The sequence below is a fragment of the Actinopolyspora sabaoui genome (assembly GCF_051225635.1).
Classification (GTDB): domain Bacteria; phylum Actinomycetota; class Actinomycetes; order Mycobacteriales; family Pseudonocardiaceae; genus Actinopolyspora.
On the sequence record NZ_JBMIHH010000015.1, the window covers coordinates 1 to 18299 of the forward strand.

Below are 18299 nucleotides of genomic sequence, written 5' to 3' on the forward strand. Positions count from 1 at the left end.
CCCCGAGGCGGCGCGTGTGGCGTACTCCGTCACACGCGCCGCTCGACTCGGTGCCCCCGGACCGAAGGCGCATGCGCGATCCTGGTGACCGACGAATCGAGCGAACCACACACCCGCTGCCCCGAACACACGACGAGAGCCAATGACCAGCGAAGACCACGACCATCGGCCCGCCCCCACCGAACTGGTGCTGCTCGACGTGGGCGGGCCGATCTACGACGACGCGATCTACCGCGACGCGCTGCTGCGGGCCACCCGCGAACTCGCCGGATCCGAGATCGACCGCGAGACGTTCCAACGGGTCTACGACGAACAGCGACAACGCCAGGCGGGTTCGCTGCGCACCGCGATCGCGGAACACTTCCTCACCCCGGACGACCGGAAACGACTGTCCGAGCTGGCCGAGAGCTACTGGGAATACCCTCCGAGTGCCCTCTACCCGGAAGTGCTGCCCACCGTGCGCACCCTCGCCGCCACGTACCGACTGGCCATAGTGGCCAATCAACGAGAACTGGTGGTGGAAGCACTGCGCCGCGACGGGATAGCCGAGCACATCGACGTCTGGGCGATCTCGGAGACGGTGGGCGCAGAGAAGCCGGACCCGGCGATCTTCCGGTACGCCATGGATCACGCCGGTGTCTCCGCCGCCGAGGCCGTACACGTCGGCAATCGACTGGACACCGACGTGCGCGGCGCGAAACGGGTGGGGCTGCGCAGCGTCTGGATCACACGCGGTGAGGCCCCTCCCCACCCGACCTCGGAGCAGCTGGCCGAACCGGACGCCGTGATCCGCTCACTCGACGAGCTGCCCGCGGCACTGGAACGGCTGTGAAGGACACGACCTTGAGCACCGAAACGGCAGTGCGCCACACCGGAGTCACCGAACCGCTGGTCGCGGGCGTGGACATCGCCACGGCCGAGGTGCGCGTCGAGATACGCGACGGCGGGGGCGAACTCGCGGCGACAGCCGCCACCGCCCTGCCACGGCCGGTGCACGGTGCCGACGGTTCCTCCGAACAGGACGCCCGGAGGTGGTGGCCCGCCGTGCGCGACACGCTGGCACGCTGCACCGCCGAACTCGGCGACCGGAGCCGCGCGATCACGGCCCTGGCCGTCTGCGCCACCTCGGGCACAGTCACGGCCGTGAACAGCGCGGCGGAACCTGTGACACCGGCGATCATGTATGACGACCGCCGCGGCGCCGAGCACGCCGCGCGGGCCCGGCGCGCCGGAGCCGGACGCTGGGACGACATCGGAATCACCCCGTCGGCCACCTCGGGACTCGCACACCTGGCGCTGCTGGCGGAACGCACCGAGGACACCGGGGCCAGGCTGCTGCACACCCCGGACCTGATAGCCGAACGGCTGGTGGGGCACCCGGTGGCCACCGACAGCAGCCACGCGCTCAAGAGCGGCTACGACCCGCTGCGCCGACAGTGGGTGCACGAGGCACTGGACTCGGTCGGCGTTGCGGCCGCGCGGCTGCCCGAGGTGGTGGCACCGGCCCGTCCACTGGGCGAGGTGTCCCGGCGAGCCGCCGCCGAAACCGGCCTACCGGCGGGTTGCGAGGTGCGCTCGGGGATGACGGACGGTTGTGCCGGGCAACTCGCCGCCGGGGCGGTGGACACCGGGCGGGTGGTCACCGTCCTCGGAACCACCCTGGTACTCAAGGCTGTCTCGGCGGAACTGGTGCACGACCCGACCGGCGTGGTCTACAGCCACCGGCACCCCGAGGGCGGCTGGCTGCCAGGAGGGGCGTCGAACACCGGAGGTGAGGCCCTGGCCGAGGTGACCGACGAGCTGGCCGAACTGGACCGCGCGGCCGCGGCACGCGGCCCGGCGGGCGTGCTGTGCTACCCGCTGCGCAGGCAGGGGGAGCGTTTCCCGTTCTCCGACGAGCGGGCACGGGGTTTCCTGTCGGGCGAGCCCGGCGACAGCGTGGAGCTGCACCGCGCGCGGCTGGAGGGGGTGGCGTTCTGCGAGAAACTGGCGCTGCGGCGGCTCGACTCGCTCGGCGCGCCCGTGACCGGACCGATCCGCACGGCCGGGGGTGGCGCCCGCAGCCTCACCTGGTGCCGGATCCGCGCCTCGGTGCTCGGCGAACCGGTGCTGCGGGTTCCCCGGGCCGGTACGCCGCTGGGAGCGGCGCTGCTCGCGGCCTCCGGAACGATCCACCCGAATCTGGGGAGCGCCGCCGCGGCCATGACCCCGGACGCGGAGTCGGTGGAACCGGTGCCGGGCGAGGTGACGCGGCTCGCCGAGAGTTACGAGGCGTTCCACGCCGAGCTGCGCGGCAGGGGATGGCTATCGTGACGACTTCCGCCCGGGGCCGCCCGGGCGGTGAATTCCTCGTGCGAGACTCGGGGCCGCTTCGCTTTCGGCGACACGGGTCACTTCGCTGAGGTTAACCTCAATTCGCCGAGCCTAACCTTTTCGAGGAAAGCCAAACTTTTCTGAGGCTGGCCGAACTTTTCTGAGGGCAGGCGAACTTTTTTGAGGAAACCCTGATAAAAACACCGCGAACCAAAAGGCGTACATTCGTGGTATGACTTTGAAGGCAGCCAAACCGGAAGAACACGAATCCAAGTTCCACGAACTGCTGCAGAAGCAGGTGCGCAGCGAGTTCAATGCCTCGCAACAGTACATCGCACTCGCGGTGTGGTTCGACAAAACCGATCTTCCCCGCCTCGCCGCGCACTTCTACAAGCAAGCACTGGAAGAGCGCAATCACGGCATGATGATCGTGCGGTTCCTGATGGACAACGACATTTCCGTGCACATTCCCGCGGTCGACGAGGTACGCAACGAGTTCAACGAGGCACGTGAACTCGTCGCTCTGGCGCTGGAACAGGAGCGCGAGGTCACTCGGGAGATCGAGCTGCTGGCCCGGACCGCGCGTGCCGAGGACGACTACATCGGCGAGCAGTTCATGCAGTGGTTCCTCAAGGAGCAGGTCGAGGAGGTCTCGCAGATGTCCACCCTGCTGACCGTGGTCGACCGCGCGAACGGCAACCTCTTCGAGGTGGAGAACTTCCTCGCCCGGGAACAGGTGGGCGACGACGGTGCGGACTCATCCGCGCCCGAGGCCGCCGGCGGCGCCCTCTGAGATCCCGCGAAGCATTGTGTCGGCTCGGTCGCCGTAGCTGGTCGTGTGGCGGAACCTCTCGCGGGCTCTCGCTGCTTCGCTGTAGCGGTCGCTTCCCGACGGCGGTCTCAGGGGTGTCGATTTCGCGCGAAATTGACACCCCCGAGCAGCGGGAAGGCCCGGACTCCGTCAATTTCCCGCGAAATCGCCGCGCCCTCGGCACGGTGTCGAGCTCCCACCACGCCCCGGGCCGAAGTCCCGACCGGACCGAAAAAACCGAGTTACGCCAAGCGGCGCCAGTCGCTTACGGTCGCCCTCGCCACCGGCACCGCTGCGGGTTCTCGCGTGCGGCTCTCGCGAGGAAGGCCCGACGTGGCGTAGGTGCCTACTCGATGTCGGGCCTCCCCGCAGCGAGAGCCGTGCGTGAGGTTCCGCCAAGCGACCACCCGAGCAAACCGGGCCACCCCGGCGGCACTAACGAATGGTGATCTGCCGCCCGCGAAGTCCGTCCCGTGCACGCCGCTCGGCCGCGTCCAAGCCCTGCTCCTCCAGCGAGGCCAGCGCTTCGTCCAACCGCTGCCCCAGCGCGGCCGCGGGTTCCTCCCACTCCCGGTGGTGCTTCTCGCGGTCCAGGTCCCACACCGGCACCAACAGGCCGTGTGCCCGGAACGAGCCCGCGTAGCGGCTGTCCTCGTCCAGCGCCAGCTCACCGCGCGCCGACAGCCGGGCCATCGCCGAGATCAGTTTCTCCTCGGGCTCGGGACGCACCCAGCGCAGATGGGCACGGTCGGTCGCGTCCACCCAGTAGGCGGCGTGCACGCCCTCGGTCTCCAACTCGCGGGTGGGCATGATCGCGGCGTTGGCCCGCTCCAGCGACATGGCGACCTCGCCCGAAGCCTCCACGCCTTCCGGCATCCACCACGAGAAGTCCTCGTGTATCCGCACGTCCAGCTGCGCCTCGGTGTCCATCAGGTCCTGCAGCCGGTTGGGAATCGTGCCCTCCGGTGCGTCCTCCGGCCCGATCGCGGACAGCGAGTTGCCGGGCTCGGCGGTCTCCGCCCACTCCACTGCCCGGGCCAGGTCCCTGCTGATGTCACCGGACTTGGTCTGCACCTGCAGCCCGACGAACGCCTTGCCGTCGGTACGCACCAGGGCGGCCGCGGCCATCGGCAACACCGTGGCCAGTTCGATCTCGCGCTCGCCGGAGGTGCGGGGCAGCACCGCCGTCGCCGAGGGCACGAACTCGCGCAGCGCGACCAGTTCACACTCGGCCGCGAGCCCCTCGAACGGCCTGGTGACCTTGATCTTGCTCTGTCCGCCGGACGCGCCGTGGCACGCCTTGTAGCGCTTGCCGGAACCGCACGGACACGGCTGCCTGCGACCGACCACCGGTATCTCGGCATCGGGACGTTGTTGTGCTTCGGTGCGTTCGCTCAAGTCTGTCTCCCGGTAGTGCTTGTCTGGACTTGCTGTGCTCGGGTACGCACTGTTTCACACTCCGATTCCCGCGCCACCGCACCGACACGTCCCGGCACCGCCGCGCGGGCCCGGAGGACGCGGCAGCAGGACCACCGAGTCACTCAGCGCACCGCGTGCGGGGGTCGGGGAGCGCGTGGGGGTTCCGGGGCGCCGGTCACCCGCCCCACCCGCATGGGCCGGGAGGTCGTCGGGTCCGGCGGCAGCAACAGCCGGTTGAACCGCTTGATCACCAGTATCGACAGCACCACCACTCCGGTCAGCGCCAGGTCGGATCCGGCGTGCAGCAGCACCCCGTCGGCCAGCGCCTGCGCGCTGTCCCGCAGCCCCCAGAGCAGGGTGGTCCAGCCCAGCAGCAGACTCAGGCACCAACCGCCCCACCACAGCTTCACCATCCGCGACGGAGCGGGACGCACCCGCCCGTCCGCCTCGCCGATGCCGCGCAGCGTGGCATGCTCCAGTTCGGCCAGCACCGATCCGGGCACGAACAGGTTGAGCCCGGGCACGAGGAAACCGGCCACCACCTGCCAGTCCGGTCGCGCAGGGCGCAGTGCGGCACGCCGATGCGCGTATTCCCGGGCCCGCAGTGCCCACAGCACCCCGAAGACCCCGCCAAGCACCCCGAACAACCAGGTCATGATCCCCGCGGTCGCCACGAGCGCATCCGAGACCGCCAGCACCGTCCCGTTCAGCGCACCGCTCGCGCTGCGCAGCAGCAGCACGTACCGCCAGAGCTCGGCGGCTGCCGCGGCGCTGCCCAGCACCGCCGTGATCCAGAGCGTGGCGACCGCGGTGACCGACAGCGAGGCGACCCGTTCGGCCGGATCGGCCCGCCCGTTCGTGGGAAGTGCCAGCGGCCAGCGCCACGCCAGCGGCGGGAAGCCCCAACGCGGCGGGGCCGGGTAGGACGGCGGGCCGGTGTAGGGCCGCCTGCGGTGCGGTCGGCGCGGCTGCCGGGGGCCGCCCGGTGGGGTGGCCGTCCATTCCATCGGTGGGCCGGATGCCGGTGGGTAGCTCCTCACAGCACGTATGGTTCCGTATTCGGCTCCTCGGACACCAGCGGGCGGCCGAGAGCGGACCAGCCGTTCATTCCCCGCTGGACGTTGACCGCGTCCCAGCCGCCTGCGTTCAGGTAGGCGGTGACCTTGGAGGAGCGCCCGCCCGAGCGGCAGATCACGTAGAGCTGGTCGGCCTCGGGAATCTCGTCCAGCCGCTGCGGGATCTCGTTCATCGGAATGTGCACCGCGTCCGGGGCGTGCCCGGCGGACCACTCGTCGTTCTCCCGCACATCCAGCAGCGCACCCTCGGGCAGCTGTGTCGGCAGTTCCTCGGGGGCCACCTCGGGGACGCGGCCGTGCATCGGTGTAGTCACACCCCGATACTGCCAGCTTTCCGGCCTCGTCGATAACGGGCCGGGCCTCACCAGGGCAATGGACCTTCGGCATCGAAGTAGCCGCCGGTCGGCCCGTCAGCACCGATCCGCGCCATGCGGACGATGATCTCGGCGCCCTGTTCGACGGTCAGGGTCCCCGTGTTGTGGTTCAGCTCGGTCGCGGTGTAACCGGGGTCGACCGCGTTGATCCGCATCTCCGGCAACTGCTTCGCGTACTGCACGGTGATCATGTTGACGGCGGTCTTCGAGGCGGGATAGGCGATGCCCGGATACGCGTGGGCCGGTGTGTCAGGGTTGGTCATCCGCTCCAAGGAGGCCAGCCCACTGCTGAGGTTGACCACCACGGGGGCGCCGGAACGGCGCAGCAACGGCAGGAACGCGTTGGTCACCCGCACGATGCCGAACACGTTGGTCTCGAACAGACCGCGCATCATCTCGGCGGTGACCTCCGCCGCGGGGATCACGTTCCCCTCCGGAGTGCGCCCCTCGACACCGGCGTTATTGATCAGCACGTCCAGCCCGCCGCCTGCCGCGACGGTCTTCGCCGCCGCCGCGACGGACTCGTCGTCGGTGACGTCGAGGACGAGTGGCCTGGCGCCCAGCCGCTCGGCGGCCGTCCGACCGCGCTCCGGATCCCTGCTGCCGAGGTAGACGGTGTGCCCGGCTTCCACCATCCGACGGGCGGTCTCGAACCCCAGCCCCTTGTTCGCTCCGGTGATCAGTGTCGTCATGGGGCCAGCTTGCCCACCGCGGGGAGAATCCGGCCAGGTTCCATCTGGTTGCCTGCCCCAGCGGAGCCTCGCGCTCAACGGCGACGACGCCTGCCGCGCCTGAGGCGGTGCCGACCGTTGGATCGGTTCGGGACGGTCGCTGGGCTGTGCTGCTCGGCGGCGTGGTGGTCAGCCGAGCGGTCCCGCGTGAAGCCGAGCCGGTCCGGGGTGTGCATGCGCAGCATGACGCGACCGGTGTTCTCGGGAACTCTTCGAGCGGTCAGCTTGCTCACCAGCACCGTAACCGCGAAGGCCAGCGGAACGGTGAACGCGGCGGGCTGCAGCAGCACAGCGGACCACCATCCGTAGCCGTCGCCCAGGAACGCACCGATGAGCACCGCCAGCAGCACGAGACCACCCCCCACGACCAGACCGCTCATCGCTCCGACCGCGGTGAGCCCGCGCCACCAGATACCGAGCACCAACAGCGGGAAGAACGTGGAAGCGGCCATGGCGAAAGCCAACCCGACACTCTGCGAGATGTCGCGGCCGATGGCGATCACGGCCAGCGCGGCGGGCAGAATGCACGAGCCCAGTGCCACGAGCCTGAAGTTGGAGAGCTTGCCCGGCAGCAGGTCGGTGAACAACACCCCGGACACACTCATCACCAGCCCGGAGGAAGTGGACAGGAAAGCCGCGAAGGCGCCCGCCGCGGTGATGGCTCCCACCAGCTCCCCCGGCCATCCCTGCAGCATCGCCGTCGGGAGCAACAGCACAGCGGCATCGGTCTCCCCGGTCACCAGCAGTTGCGGCACGTAGAACCGGGAAAGCACGCCCAGCACGGTCGGGAACAGGTAGAACAACCCCAGCAGGCCCAGCACCACCAGCGCGGTGCGCCGGGCGCTGTGCCCCGTGGGATTGGTGTAGAACCGCACCAGCACGTGGGGCAGGCCCATCGTCCCCAGGAAGGTCGACAGGATCAGCGAATAGGTCTCGAAGAGCTCGTAGGAGTCACCGTCCTGCGGCGACAGCCAGGCGCGGTTGTTCGGCTCCGCGTCGGCGACCACCGGAACCGCGCTGCCCGCGGGGAAACGCAGCTCGGAATCCGCGTTCACCGAGTGCATCCCGGGGGTGAGGTACACCGTCCCGCCACTCGGCTCGTCCTGCCGCACCGGCCCGCTGAGTCGTTCCGGGCCGGGACCGGAGAGCACCTTCACCCACACCGCACTGGTGACGCGCAACCGCACGTCCGTTTCGATGTGGACGGTGGTGGGCCGCTCGAACACCGGCGGAGTCGGTTCGTCCAACCCACGTCGGTGCTGCGCGTCGTCCCCGAGAAACACGAAGAACAGCACGAAGACGGGCACCGCTATCGCGAAGAGCTTGACGCCGTACTGGAACGCCTGCACCAGGGTCACCACGTGCATCCCGCCACTGAGGACCCCGGCGAGCACCACGATCGCCACCAACACGATGCCGCCCGCATAGGAGATACCGGTGACCGTGGACAGGGTCACGCCCGCCGCCTGCAGCTGCGGCACCAGGTACAGCCAACCGATGAGCACCACCAACACGGTGGCGAGGGTGCGCACCCGAGCTGAGTCCAACCTGACCTGCGCGAAGTCCGGCAAGGTGTAGGCACCGGAACGACGCAGCGGTGCGGCCACGAACAGGATCAGCAGCAGGAAGCCCGCCGTGTAGCCGATGGGGTACCAGAGCGCCTCGATGCCGTCCTTGAGCAGCAGCCCGGCGATTCCCAGGAACGACGCGGCGGAGAGATACTCACCCGCGATCGCGGCGGCGTTGCGCTCCACACCGACCATGCGTCTGGCCAGCAGGAAGTCCGAGGTGGTGCGGGCACCGCGCGAGCCCCATACCGCCAGTCCGAACGTGCCGACGGCGATCAGCACGACACCGCCGAGAGCCCATGGATTCACCGCTGCACCAACTCGGCGAACTCGCGTTCGTGCCGCTCCGCCGCACGAGTGGCCGTGTAACCGATCAGCAGGATGAACGGGAAGGGCAGCACCCCGAGGACGAGCCACGGCAGCGGGATGTTCCACAACCGGATCTCCGAGAGAACGGGAACCCAGCGCAACAGCACCGGAAGTCCACCGAGCACCAGCACGCTGATGCCGGCCAGCAGCAGCGAGGTACGCAGCTGGGCCCGCACCAACCCACGCACCATCGCCTCGCCCATGCTGCTCTGGTCCTCCAGATCGATGATCGTGCGGGGGACCCGGCGTTCGCCGCGCCGGTCCGCGAGCACGACCCGCTTACGACGTGGGGGACGCTGCTGCGAGGCGGATGTTCTGCTGGAAGTCACGTTCGTCGACCCTCTTCGAAGTGATGGCCCGCTGGGTCATTCCCGGGGTGGGCGGGGTGACCGCACCAGCCGGTCCTTGAGCTCCCTGGTGTGCCTGCGACTGACCGGCAGTTCACGAGTCTCGCGGTACTGACCTCCCGCGATCAACACCGAATATCCCGAGGAGGACATGCGCAGCTCGTTTATGAGGTTCAACGAGACCAGATAGGACCGGTGGATACGGACGAAGCCGGCGTCCGCCCACTTCTCCTCCAACTGCGCGAGCGGAATCCGCACCAGGTGGGAGCCCTCTTCGGTGTGCAGCCGCGCGTAGTCCCCCTGGGCCTCCACCCAGCGCACCTGGGAACGCTGCACCAGGCGAGTGGTACCGCCGAGCTCCACCGGGATAACCGAGTGGTCGTCCTGCCCGCCCGATTCGAGCGCCGCACCGGTCGATCCGGCGTTCAACGCCGCACGATCGCCGGAGGCCCCCTCCACGGGGGTGCTGATCCGCTGCACCTTGCGCAGCGCCCGTTCCATCCGTTCCGGGCTGGCCGGTTTCATGACGTAGTCGATAGCTCCCAGGTCGAACGCCTCCAGCGCGTTCTCCCCGTGGGCGGTTATGAACACCAGGGCGGGGGCGTTCTCGAACGAGAAGAGCACCCTGGCGAGGTCCATTCCGGTCAGTCCCGGCATCGCGACGTCGATGAAAACGGCGTCGACCAGCGGCGCGTCGGAGGGGCGATCGGCGAGATCCGGGTTGTCCTGCCGCAGCAGCCGCAGCGCCTCGGCGGCGTCGAAGGCGGTCAGCACCTTGCCGACCCGTGAATTGCCGTTGAGCATGTCACGGGTCGTAGTGATTCCCGGCTCCTCGTCGTCGACGACGAGCACGACGAGCCCACCGGCGTCCGAACCGCCGGTACCGGAACCGGCGCGTTCGACGCGACCACGGGAACCGTTGATGCGATATGGGGTACTCACGGCAACGCCCAATCCTCCCGAGCACACCGGGCACTGTCCACGGCCGACTCCAGTGAAGGTCGTGGAGTCCGCCCGCGGAACCGTCCGGAACGAACCGACCGCGGGTGAGTGTGCACACTCACCGCATTCAACCTAAGCCCCCGCATTCACATTTCGCCGGGTGGGTATGGCCGCATTCGCACGATCGTTGCAACACTTCGCCAATTTTCCCTCGTCAGAGGGAAACCACCGCGCGTGCCGCAACGGTCCGGTGCGTGCGTCGGAGCCTGGTTCGGGCGGTGTCAATTTCTCGCGAAATCGCCGCGCCGCTACGCCGCAGTGCCGAACTCCGATCACCCTCGCAGGGCGAGCCCCGACCACCCTCGCAGTCGGCACCGCCGCGGGTTCTCCCGTGCGGCTCTCGCGAGGACGGCCCCGACGTTGTGTAGGTCGCTACCCGAGGTCGGGGCACCCGTAACTGGTCCGAACCGGCACCGGCCCGGTATCGCAACCATGAGAAGCGCAGCGTCGTGTCCCCGGTGCGTGAGTCGGATGCATTGCAAGGCCGGGCCGCTCGCCGCGTAGGTCGCTACTCAAGAGCCGGCCCAACGCCGCAAGGCGCCGACTCACGTGCCGGCTAACCGGCCAGGCACGCAAGTACCGATGCACTGCCTCACAACCCGAAGCGGGACCACAGGGTCCTGTTCTCGGCGGTCTCGAACAACGCCTGCGCCATCCCGGCTGCCAACCCCTGCGTCCCACCGGCGGGCCCGGTCATTCCCAACCGTGCCAGCAGCGGTTTGCGCGGTTCCACGGACACCAGGTGCGCCTCGGGGAACCGCTGGGACACCACGTCACGCAGGTTGCCGAGTCCGTCCACCAAGCCCAGTTCCTTGGCTCGCCTTCCGGTCCAGACCTCCCCGGAGAACAGGTCCTCGGTGGACTCGTCCAACGAGTTCCCGCGACGCTGCCGCACCCAGTCCGCGAACTGGATGTGCAGTTCCTGCTGCATCCCCTGTAGCCACTGCACGTCCTCGGCGTTCTCGGGGCGGAACGGGTCGAGGCGAGTCTTGTGCTGGCCCGCGGCGTGCACCCGGCGTTCGACCCCGACCCGCCTGATGAGTTCCTCCAGCCCGAAGCCGGCGCTGACCACGCCGATGGAGCCAACCATCGAACTCGCGTGGGCGTAGACCTCGTCCCCGGCGCAGGCGAGCCAGTACCCCCCGGATGCGGCCACGTCCTCGCAGAAGGTCAGCACCGGCACCTCCTTCTTGGCGGCCAGACTCCGGATGCGTTCGGCCACCAGGGCGGACTGCGTGGCGGCACCGCCCGGTGAGTTGATGACGAGCGCCACGCCGGACAGCCGATCGAAGGAGAACGCACGGGTGAGTGCGGATTCCACGGTGTGCAGCGATATGGAGGGGCGGCTCACCGGTGACGGCGTGGGCGTGATCGGGCCGTGCAGTTTGACCACTGGCACCACCGGCCCCCGTTCGGCGCGTTCGGCCAGTTTTCCGGGCAGTTTCTCCGAAATCTTGTCCGAAAGCGTGGCGGTGAATTTCTGGGAGGACTTGTCGTTCATGCCCCCACGTTACTGCCGGTGGACGCACTGTTGACGACTCGACCGCGCGACGGACCGCGAACCGGGTGGCGGCACTCGCCCGCGCACCCGTTCATCGGACGTGGCGAGCAGGCGGTAGGGCCGACCACGCACCCCGGCCCGGTGGAACTCCGAGTGCCGCGGGCCGCTCGCGCGGGTCCGACCGAGGGAATCCGAGGACGCGCGAATGCGTCTCAGCCCGCCGAGGAGGACTCCGAGGAGATCACTTCCCGGACGGGCTCCTCCGTTTCGAAGTCCCCCGTCCCGAGTTCCTCGGTAGCCACGTGGTCGGCTTCGGCCCGCTCGTCCTCCTGCCGTGACTCGGGGGTGGGGTCGGGAGGAACCTCGGGACAGTCCATCTCCTCGAACGGCTCACGTGCGAGAGGGCGGACTCCGGGCGCGAACTTCGGCACCCGCATTATGACCTTCATCCCCGCGTCGCGTTCGGTTTCCACAACCAGCCCGTAGTCGTTGCCGAACGTCGCGCGCATCCGGTCGTTGACGTTGCCCAGCCCGACGTGCGACCCCTCGGTGTGGCTGCCTTCCAGCTCCAGTTCCAGCTCCCGGGGGTCCATGCCGACTCCGTTGTCGTCGACGCTGATGAGTGCTTCGTTGCCGTTGTCCTCGGCGGCCACCGAGAGCCTCCCGCCACCCGGTTTTTTCGCCAGACCGTGTCGCACCGCGTTCTCCACCAGCGGCTGCAACGCCAGGAAGGGCAGCACCACGGGAAGCACCTCGGGGGCGATTTTGAGCTGCACGTTCAACCGTTCCGGGCCGAATCTGGCGGATTCCAGCGTCAGGTAGCGGTCGATGTTGCGCATCTCGTCGGCCAGGGTCGTATACATCTCGTTCGACCGGAAGGAGTATCTGGTGAAGTCGGCGAACTCCTGGATCAGCTCCCTGGCGTGGTCCGGATCGGTGCGGATCAGCGCGGAGATCGTGTTCAGCGAGTTGTAGACGAAATGTGGCGAGATCTGCGCCCGCAACGCCCTGACCTCGGCCTCGGCCAGTTTCTGTCGGGACACCTGCAGTTCCGACAGCCACAGCTGCGAGGTGACGTGTTCGGCCACCTCGGTGGCGGCACGGATCAACCTGCTCCGCTCCCCCGCGGTGATCAGTACCAGCGCCCCTCGGCTGAGTCCCTCGACTTCGAGCGGCACGATCACGACGTGCCGCATCAGGCAGGGACGCTCGTCGCAGACGATGTCGGAGTGGTCCACGTACTCGCTCTTGCCGGTGCGCAGGGCCCGCTCGATGCTCTCGGTGATGTCGCGGTAGTGCTGGTTGGCACCACCGTCCCAGGCGAGCAGCGTCCCCTCCGGATCGACGATCCCCACCGCGAGGCAGGACAGCAAGGAGCGCAGGTGGGGGGCGGTCTCTTCGGCGGACTCCTGATCGAGTCCACGGCGCAGGTGGGGCGCGGCGCTGGTCACGCTGTGCAATGCCGCCAGCGTCGCGTCCTCCTTGGACGTGCTGACTCGGCGTGAACGGCACAACATCACGAACATGCCGAGCACGGCCAGCGCGGCGATCACGGTGAGCACTGTCCGCTCAGTCAACAGCTCGAGCACACTTCATATATTCACGGTCATCACGCGCGGAATCAAGGAAATCACGACCAGTGAGCCCGTTTCGTCGGTGAGCGGTTCGGCGTTGGACGTGCTGCCCCACACGGCGGCCGATCACTCCACCGGTTGCAGCGCTCCGTTCATGTCCGGCTCGGCGTAGAGCTCGATGTTGCGCGCCACCCGCGCGCTTTCCTGCCGCGCCGTTAAGGCACCGCGTACGACGCCGACCCATCGCTCCGGTGGGTGCTCGTCGGTGTCGCCGGGTGTGTCCGCGATGACCGTCCACGGCCTGCGCACCAACCACCGGACCGGGAAGAACAGCACCAGCACGAGCAGCGCCAGAATCACCCAGATGGGGACGATCACACCGGCCGGGGTCCAGAGGAGGAACGCCGCGATCATCACGAACACGATCGTTCCCATCACGACCCCGGGGGAACGACCACCGCTGACATCGAGCTCCCACTCGTCGACCTGGAGCGGATCACTCCACTCGATGTTGGTCTTGAGGGTCCATCTCCGACCGTCGGAACCACGTACCGCGCGGTTCATTACCGCCTCCACGCACTGGTCGGGCACGATCCGGGCCAGGGACGGCCCGTACCGGCTTGATCGGCAACCGTGATCCCACCGTACCGCGTGAGTTCCGCGGATGCGCCGAACACGACCGCGGTTTTACTCTTCCGGAGGAATCGAGGTGGGGTTGCCCGTCGGGAGTGATGCCGAACACCCTCGAAACCCGTGGCGAAAGCCGCGGTGCGGGCGCACCGTCACGGGGCCACTTCCGGGAGCGCCGGACCGGCTCTCGGGCAGCGACGACCGGGAGGTTCGATGGATTTGGACCGGGCACGCGGAATCGTGCGTGAACAGCACCACGCCGTGTTGGCCACCCGACGCTCGGACGGTGAACCACAGCTGAGTCCGATACTGGCCACTGTGGATTCCGGCGGTCGAATCACCGTCAGCACCAAGGCGAACACCGCCAAGGTCGCCAACATCGGCAGGGACCGGCGGGTCTGGTTGTGCGTGCTGCCGGACGAGTTCTTCGGCAGATGGATCCAGGTCGACGGCACAGCCGAGATCGTGCGGCTGCCCGAGGCGATGCCGCTACTCGAGGAGTACTACCGCGACATATCGGGCGAGCACGAGGACTGGGAGCAGTACCGCGCGGCCATGCGGTCCGAACAGCGGGTAGTACTGCGCATCGAACCGACGCGTGCGGGCCCGTCCTGATCGAGTGTTTCCGCCCTGTGACGGGCACCGCGCGGAACTCCCGGCACGCGTGAGGACGCGTGAGGCCCATGTCGGACCCCCCTTTTCCGGGTCCGTCCGGCATGGGTTAGAGTAGTTGTCACAGCGGCCGACGGGTCGGTGTGAGAGTTAAATACGGATCGTGCGGATGTAGCGCAGCGGTAGCGCATCACCTTGCCAAGGTGAGGGTCGCGGGTTCGAATCCCGTCATCCGCTCCACCACGAAAAACCCGCCGGGGCCTACCCGGCGGGTTTTTCGTTTCCTCGGTCCCGTACGGCGACTCCGCGCGGCACCACGAGCGGCGGTGAGCTCCGATGTGCTCCGAGACTCGTGAGGACCTGGCGGGGCCCGGCTCGGGCGGCGTCGATTTCTCGCGAAATCGCCGGAGCTACCCGCGGCATGCGGGACGGGCGGTGACTCACTCGCGAATGGCATCGTCCGGTTTCCCGGTCGGAGGTATCGACGATCTCCGTGCCCCGAGGAACGTTCTCCCTCGTCTCCGCGTGCTCGGGGCAGTCCCCCGGCGGCGCAAGAGACGAGCACTTTCCCCACCTGACAGAGTGACGCGCTACGCCATTCGGCCTATAGGTCTAGACCAGAACCTGTTATGAGGTCTGGACCAAAGTGATGGTGATCATCCGCCTCGAATTACGCGAAACGGAGCTGACGACGGCCCCGAGCTCATCCGTAGCTTTTCCGGTTACAACGAGCAACGAAGGGAGTACCCATGCTCACCAAACGGATCAAGCGGGCGCTCGGCATCACGGCCTTCGCGGTCGTACCGCTGGCGCTTCCCATGGTCACCTCGGGTGCCGCGGTCGGCCACGGCTACACGCAGAACCCGATGAGCAGGCAGGCTTACTGCGCCGACGGCACGGTCAGCAACTGCGGGTCCATCCAGTGGGAGCCGCAGAGCGTGGAAGGGCCGGGTAACTTCCCCTCGGGCGGTCCTTCCGACGGCCAGCTCTGCAGCGGCGGCAACGGCCGCTTCTCCGAACTCGACGAGCCGCGCAACGGCAACTGGCCCGCCACCGACGTGAGCGCGGGGCAGAGCCTGCAGTTCCGCTGGGAGCTCACCGCGGCGCACTCCACCGAGTCGTTCCGCTACTTCATCACGAAGGACAGCTACAACCCGAGCGAGCGGCTGACCCGCAGCGACCTGGAGTTGCAGCCCTTCTTCACGGTGGACTACAACGGTGCACAGCCCGACTTCACCGTTACCCACACCGGTCAGCTGCCCAGCGACAAGAGTGGCAAGCACCTGATCTTCGGAGTTTGGGAGGTCGCGGACACCGCGAACGCCTTCTACACCTGCTCGGACGTCAACTTCAGCTGACGTCGACGCGGCGCCCCCGCCGCGAACGGCCGGGTCTCGGGAGCACGACGTGACGGGAGCCCGACCGTGACCACCGAGAATCCGTCCCGGCGCCACCGTTGCGGCGCCGGGACGGCTCACGTCCGGCCGGATGGGTACCCGGCTTTCGGGGAGCGTCAATTTCCCACGAAATCGCCGCGCCAGGGGGTGGCACGGACGGGTGCGGGAAATGCCGCCCCGCGTGGCTTCGGAGTCGGAACGCCGGGGACTCAGACGGCCAGCCCGGTGGGGCAGGCGACCCCGGTCCCACCTATCCCGCAGTAGCCGTTCGGGTTCTTACCCTCCGAGAGGTACTGCTGGTGGTAGCCCTCCGCGTAGTAGAACTCACCGAGCGGCGCGATCTCGGTGGTGATGCCGCCGTGCCCGGCGTCGGTCAGCGCTCGCTGGAACCGATCCCGACTGGCCTCGGCCACCTCGCGCTGGCGCTCGTCGACGGTCAGGACGGCCGAGCGGTACTGCGGACCGACGTCGTTGCCCTGCCGCAGGCCCTGGGTTGGGTCGTGATTCTCCCAGAAGACCTTGAGCACACCGGCGTAGTCGATCACCTTCGGATCGAACACCACGAGCACGGCCTCGGTGTGCCCGGTCATACCGCTGCACACTTCCTCGTAGGTCGGATTGGGGGTGTGGCCACCGGCGTAACCCACGGCGGTGGTCCAGACGCCCTCGGTTCGCCAGAAGGTCCGCTCCGCACCCCAGAAGCACCCCATGCCGAGCACCGCTCGTTCGGTCCCCTCCGGGAAGGGACCGACAATGGTGCGATCCGGATACACGGCGTGCCGCTCGGGGACGTTCAGCGGAGTTGAGCGTCCCGGGAGTGCCTCGGCGGGCTCGATCATGCGGGTCTTGTTGCCGAACAGTGCCATACCCCGAGGTTACAGCGGTGAGCCGCCCGGGGAACGGTTGTGCGGACGAACGGCAGGAGGCGTTGCCCGCTTGGGGAGTGCCCGATCAGGGGACCGCCGCCCAGGGATCGCCGGTTGGAGAAGCGGACTCGCCCACCGCTCATCCGTCTTTCACGGAGCTGTCGGGTGGTTCGGGAGCCCCGCTCTCGCTGTCGGAGTCGTCGATGGTCGGTACCCGAGGCAGGGCAGGCGCGGTTCGCTCCTCCGCGCCCTCCACCGGAACCATCGGCAGGGTGCCGATCGGTTCGGTCGGTGGGCCCTCGCCTGCCATGGTCGCGGAGCCCGCCTCCCGAGCATCCCGGTGATCGGTGGCGCCCACCAGCGCGGCGCCCGCCTCCCCGACGGGCCTGCCGTCGGTGGGAACGGTGCTCGGTGCACGACGCGGCGCGATGTAGTGCCGCAGCCGCATGGTGGGTTCCTCGACGAACTTCCACGACAGCGTGCCGACCCCATAGGCGATCGGGGCGGCGAGGGCGAGCAGCACCCATTGGTTCCCGACCCCGGCCAGCACCAGGGTCTGCTGGATCGGAAAGGCCCAGACATAGACGCCGTAACTGCCGTTGACCCACACTCCGGGAACGCGTGCCCGGGCAGGCCAGTGGTGCCCGAACACGATCACCGCGTAGCTGACCGAGAGGGTCATCCAGAACGCGGTGGCCTCGCTCATCGGCATGCTCGCCAACGCGAGCAGTCCCGCCGTCGCGGCCAGCGGTGAGCGGGGGATCGGGTAGAGCCGCAGCACGACCCCGATGGCGAAGGCGACCAGGAAGGACAGCAACGGCTCCACGGGTACGCTCAGCAGCGATCCCGCGGACTCCGGCCCCGGGGCGTGCGCCATTCTGCGGTCCACGACGACCAGCACCACCAGGGCCAGCACCGCCAACCAGCGGCTGCGGCGGCGCGCCGCCCCCACCAGCAACAGCAGCCACAGTCCACCGTAGGCGATCAGTTCCATGGGAAGCGTCCACAGCGAGCCGTTCACGGAGCCGTCCCACGGATTGTTCGCGAACACCCCGGGCAGGTGGTGCCGCAACGTCACCATCCCCGTGTTGCCGACGACGTAGCCCCAGCTCTCCCGCGTGGCGAAGTAGTCGGCCAACGGCAAGGTGGTGACCAGTGGACCGAGCACGAGCGCGACGAAGAGCGAGACACTCAGCATGGGCGGCCAGAGGCGCAGCACTCGTTTCGCCGCGAACCGGGCGGGGTGCGGATCACCCACCCAGCTGCCGGTGATCTGGAAACCGCTCATGGCGAAGAACCCCATGAGCAGCCCGTGATCGGGCTGGACCGGCCATTCGGGGGGAAACATGTCGTTACCGCTGACCAGCGGATAACTGTGGCCGTAGATGACGACAAGCGCGCCGATCATCCGCAGCCAGGCGAACCCGTGGCTCGGCGGGGCGAACCGTTCGGGGGGCGTGCGTTCGGCGCGTGGCACGCGTTCACCCATCCCCGAACCTCACCATACGACTGCGGCGGCGCGGAGTAGCTTAGCGGATGCCCGGACTCGAGTGATCCGGTTGAGCGATGCCGGGGCGGGAGCACCGCACAGAGCGATTCCCGGAGAACGGTATCGGCGCGACGGCCCGCTCACACGGATCGTTTTCGGGTAGTGACCACAAAACCCGCGACCGAGTGGGAGAATGGAAATGGCCGCGATCGGGGCGCGG

The 18299-nt window shown here is 68.4% G+C and carries 17 protein-coding genes and 1 tRNA gene; 6 read left to right on the forward strand and 12 right to left on the reverse strand.

The window, feature by feature from the left end; all coding sequences use genetic code 11:
• Positions 1–142: 142 nt before the first annotated feature.
• The 3 genes from ACOQFL_RS21700 to ACOQFL_RS21710 all read left to right on the forward strand — a co-directional run bounded on the left by ACOQFL_RS21700 (position 143) and on the right by ACOQFL_RS21710 (position 3106).
• Positions 143–832, forward strand: coding sequence for an HAD family hydrolase (locus ACOQFL_RS21700; RefSeq protein ID WP_435546055.1), 690 nt, complete (start codon positions 143–145; stop codon positions 830–832).
• Positions 833–843: 11 nt separating this feature from the next.
• Entirely contained in the window at positions 844–2313 is a 1470-nt protein-coding gene (locus tag ACOQFL_RS21705) for an FGGY-family carbohydrate kinase (RefSeq protein ID WP_435546056.1), read from the forward strand.
• Between the two features lie 232 nt (positions 2314–2545).
• A complete protein-coding gene (locus ACOQFL_RS21710) occupies positions 2546–3106 on the forward strand; it encodes a ferritin (protein WP_435546057.1) in 561 nt (186 codons plus the stop codon).
• 453 nt (positions 3107–3559) lie between these two features.
• Here ACOQFL_RS21710 and ACOQFL_RS21715 read toward each other — a convergent pair whose 3' ends face one another.
• The 10 genes from ACOQFL_RS21715 to ACOQFL_RS21760 form a co-directional block, all read right to left on the reverse strand.
• On the reverse strand, positions 3560–4522 hold the full coding sequence (locus ACOQFL_RS21715; protein WP_435546058.1) for a DUF5926 family protein: 963 nt from the start codon (positions 4520–4522) through the stop codon (positions 3560–3562).
• 143 nt (positions 4523–4665) lie between these two features.
• Positions 4666–5583, reverse strand: coding sequence for a DUF4328 domain-containing protein (locus tag ACOQFL_RS21720; protein WP_435546059.1), 918 nt, complete (start codon positions 5581–5583; stop codon positions 4666–4668).
• Positions 5580–5921, reverse strand: a complete 342-nt coding sequence (locus ACOQFL_RS21725; protein ID WP_435546148.1) for a rhodanese-like domain-containing protein — start codon at positions 5919–5921, stop codon at positions 5580–5582. The genes ACOQFL_RS21720 and ACOQFL_RS21725 overlap by 4 nt, the downstream gene beginning before the upstream one ends.
• Before the next feature lie 59 nt (positions 5922–5980).
• A complete protein-coding gene (locus ACOQFL_RS21730; RefSeq protein WP_435546060.1) occupies positions 5981–6685 on the reverse strand; it encodes an SDR family NAD(P)-dependent oxidoreductase in 705 nt (234 codons plus the stop codon).
• Between the two features lie 74 nt (positions 6686–6759).
• On the reverse strand, positions 6760–8601 hold the full coding sequence (locus ACOQFL_RS21735; RefSeq protein WP_435546061.1) for a sodium/solute symporter: 1842 nt from the start codon (positions 8599–8601) through the stop codon (positions 6760–6762).
• On the reverse strand, positions 8598–8990 hold the full coding sequence (locus ACOQFL_RS21740) for a hypothetical protein (protein ID WP_435546062.1): 393 nt from the start codon (positions 8988–8990) through the stop codon (positions 8598–8600). Before ACOQFL_RS21740 ends, ACOQFL_RS21735 begins: the two co-directional genes overlap by 4 nt.
• A 36-nt stretch (positions 8991–9026) precedes the next feature.
• Complete coding sequence (locus ACOQFL_RS21745) at positions 9027–9950, reverse strand: LytR/AlgR family response regulator transcription factor (protein WP_435546063.1); 924 nt, start codon at positions 9948–9950, stop codon at positions 9027–9029.
• A 652-nt stretch (positions 9951–10602) separates the two neighbouring features.
• Positions 10603–11511, reverse strand: coding sequence for a S49 family peptidase (locus ACOQFL_RS21750; protein WP_435546064.1), 909 nt, complete (start codon positions 11509–11511; stop codon positions 10603–10605).
• Positions 11512–11723: 212 nt separating this feature from the next.
• Complete coding sequence (locus tag ACOQFL_RS21755) at positions 11724–13100, reverse strand: sensor histidine kinase (RefSeq protein ID WP_435546065.1); 1377 nt, start codon at positions 13098–13100, stop codon at positions 11724–11726.
• 111 nt (positions 13101–13211) lie between these two features.
• Positions 13212–13649 (reverse strand): DUF983 domain-containing protein, encoded by a 438-nt coding sequence (locus ACOQFL_RS21760; RefSeq protein WP_435546066.1) that lies wholly within the window; start codon positions 13647–13649, stop codon positions 13212–13214.
• A gap of 279 nt (positions 13650–13928) precedes the next feature.
• On the opposite strand from ACOQFL_RS21760, the gene ACOQFL_RS21765 reads away from it, so the two are divergent.
• The 3 genes from ACOQFL_RS21765 (at position 13929) to ACOQFL_RS21775 (ending at position 15685) form a co-directional block, all read left to right on the forward strand.
• On the forward strand, positions 13929–14330 hold the full coding sequence (locus ACOQFL_RS21765) for a PPOX class F420-dependent oxidoreductase (protein WP_435546067.1): 402 nt from the start codon (positions 13929–13931) through the stop codon (positions 14328–14330).
• 162 nt (positions 14331–14492) lie between these two features.
• Positions 14493–14567 (forward strand) — tRNA-Gly (locus tag ACOQFL_RS21770).
• A gap of 509 nt (positions 14568–15076) precedes the next feature.
• Positions 15077–15685 (forward strand): lytic polysaccharide monooxygenase auxiliary activity family 9 protein, encoded by a 609-nt coding sequence (locus ACOQFL_RS21775; RefSeq protein ID WP_435546068.1) that lies wholly within the window; start codon positions 15077–15079, stop codon positions 15683–15685.
• Positions 15686–15933: 248 nt separating this feature from the next.
• On the opposite strand, the gene msrA is transcribed toward ACOQFL_RS21775, so the two are convergent.
• The gene (msrA, locus tag ACOQFL_RS21780) at positions 15934–16590 is read right to left on the reverse strand and encodes a peptide-methionine (S)-S-oxide reductase MsrA (RefSeq protein WP_435546069.1); all 657 of its coding nucleotides are present in this window, start codon (positions 16588–16590) and stop codon (positions 15934–15936) included.
• Positions 16591–16729: 139 nt separating this feature from the next.
• Positions 16730–18079, reverse strand: coding sequence for an acyltransferase family protein (locus tag ACOQFL_RS21785; RefSeq protein ID WP_435546070.1), 1350 nt, complete (start codon positions 18077–18079; stop codon positions 16730–16732).
• Positions 18080–18299 lie beyond the last annotated feature (220 nt).

Coding starts and splice junctions, on each gene's coding strand:
- ACOQFL_RS21700 (WP_435546055.1), top strand. CDS start 143: ATGACCAGCGAAGACCACGACCATCGGCCCGCCCCCACCGAACTGGTG.
- ACOQFL_RS21710 (WP_435546057.1), top strand. CDS start 2,546: ATGACTTTGAAGGCAGCCAAACCGGAAGAACACGAATCCAAGTTCCAC.
- ACOQFL_RS21725 (WP_435546148.1), bottom strand. CDS start 5,921: ATGCACGGCCGCGTCCCCGAGGTGGCCCCCGAGGAACTGCCGACACAG.
- ACOQFL_RS21730 (WP_435546060.1), bottom strand. CDS start 6,685: ATGACGACACTGATCACCGGAGCGAACAAGGGGCTGGGGTTCGAGACC.
- ACOQFL_RS21750 (WP_435546064.1), bottom strand. CDS start 11,511: ATGAACGACAAGTCCTCCCAGAAATTCACCGCCACGCTTTCGGACAAG.
- ACOQFL_RS21760 (WP_435546066.1), bottom strand. CDS start 13,649: ATGAACCGCGCGGTACGTGGTTCCGACGGTCGGAGATGGACCCTCAAG.
- ACOQFL_RS21765 (WP_435546067.1), top strand. CDS start 13,929: ATGGATTTGGACCGGGCACGCGGAATCGTGCGTGAACAGCACCACGCC.
- ACOQFL_RS21775 (WP_435546068.1), top strand. CDS start 15,077: ATGCTCACCAAACGGATCAAGCGGGCGCTCGGCATCACGGCCTTCGCG.
- msrA (WP_435546069.1), bottom strand. CDS start 16,590: ATGGCACTGTTCGGCAACAAGACCCGCATGATCGAGCCCGCCGAGGCA.
- ACOQFL_RS21785 (WP_435546070.1), bottom strand. CDS start 18,079: ATGGGTGAACGCGTGCCACGCGCCGAACGCACGCCCCCCGAACGGTTC.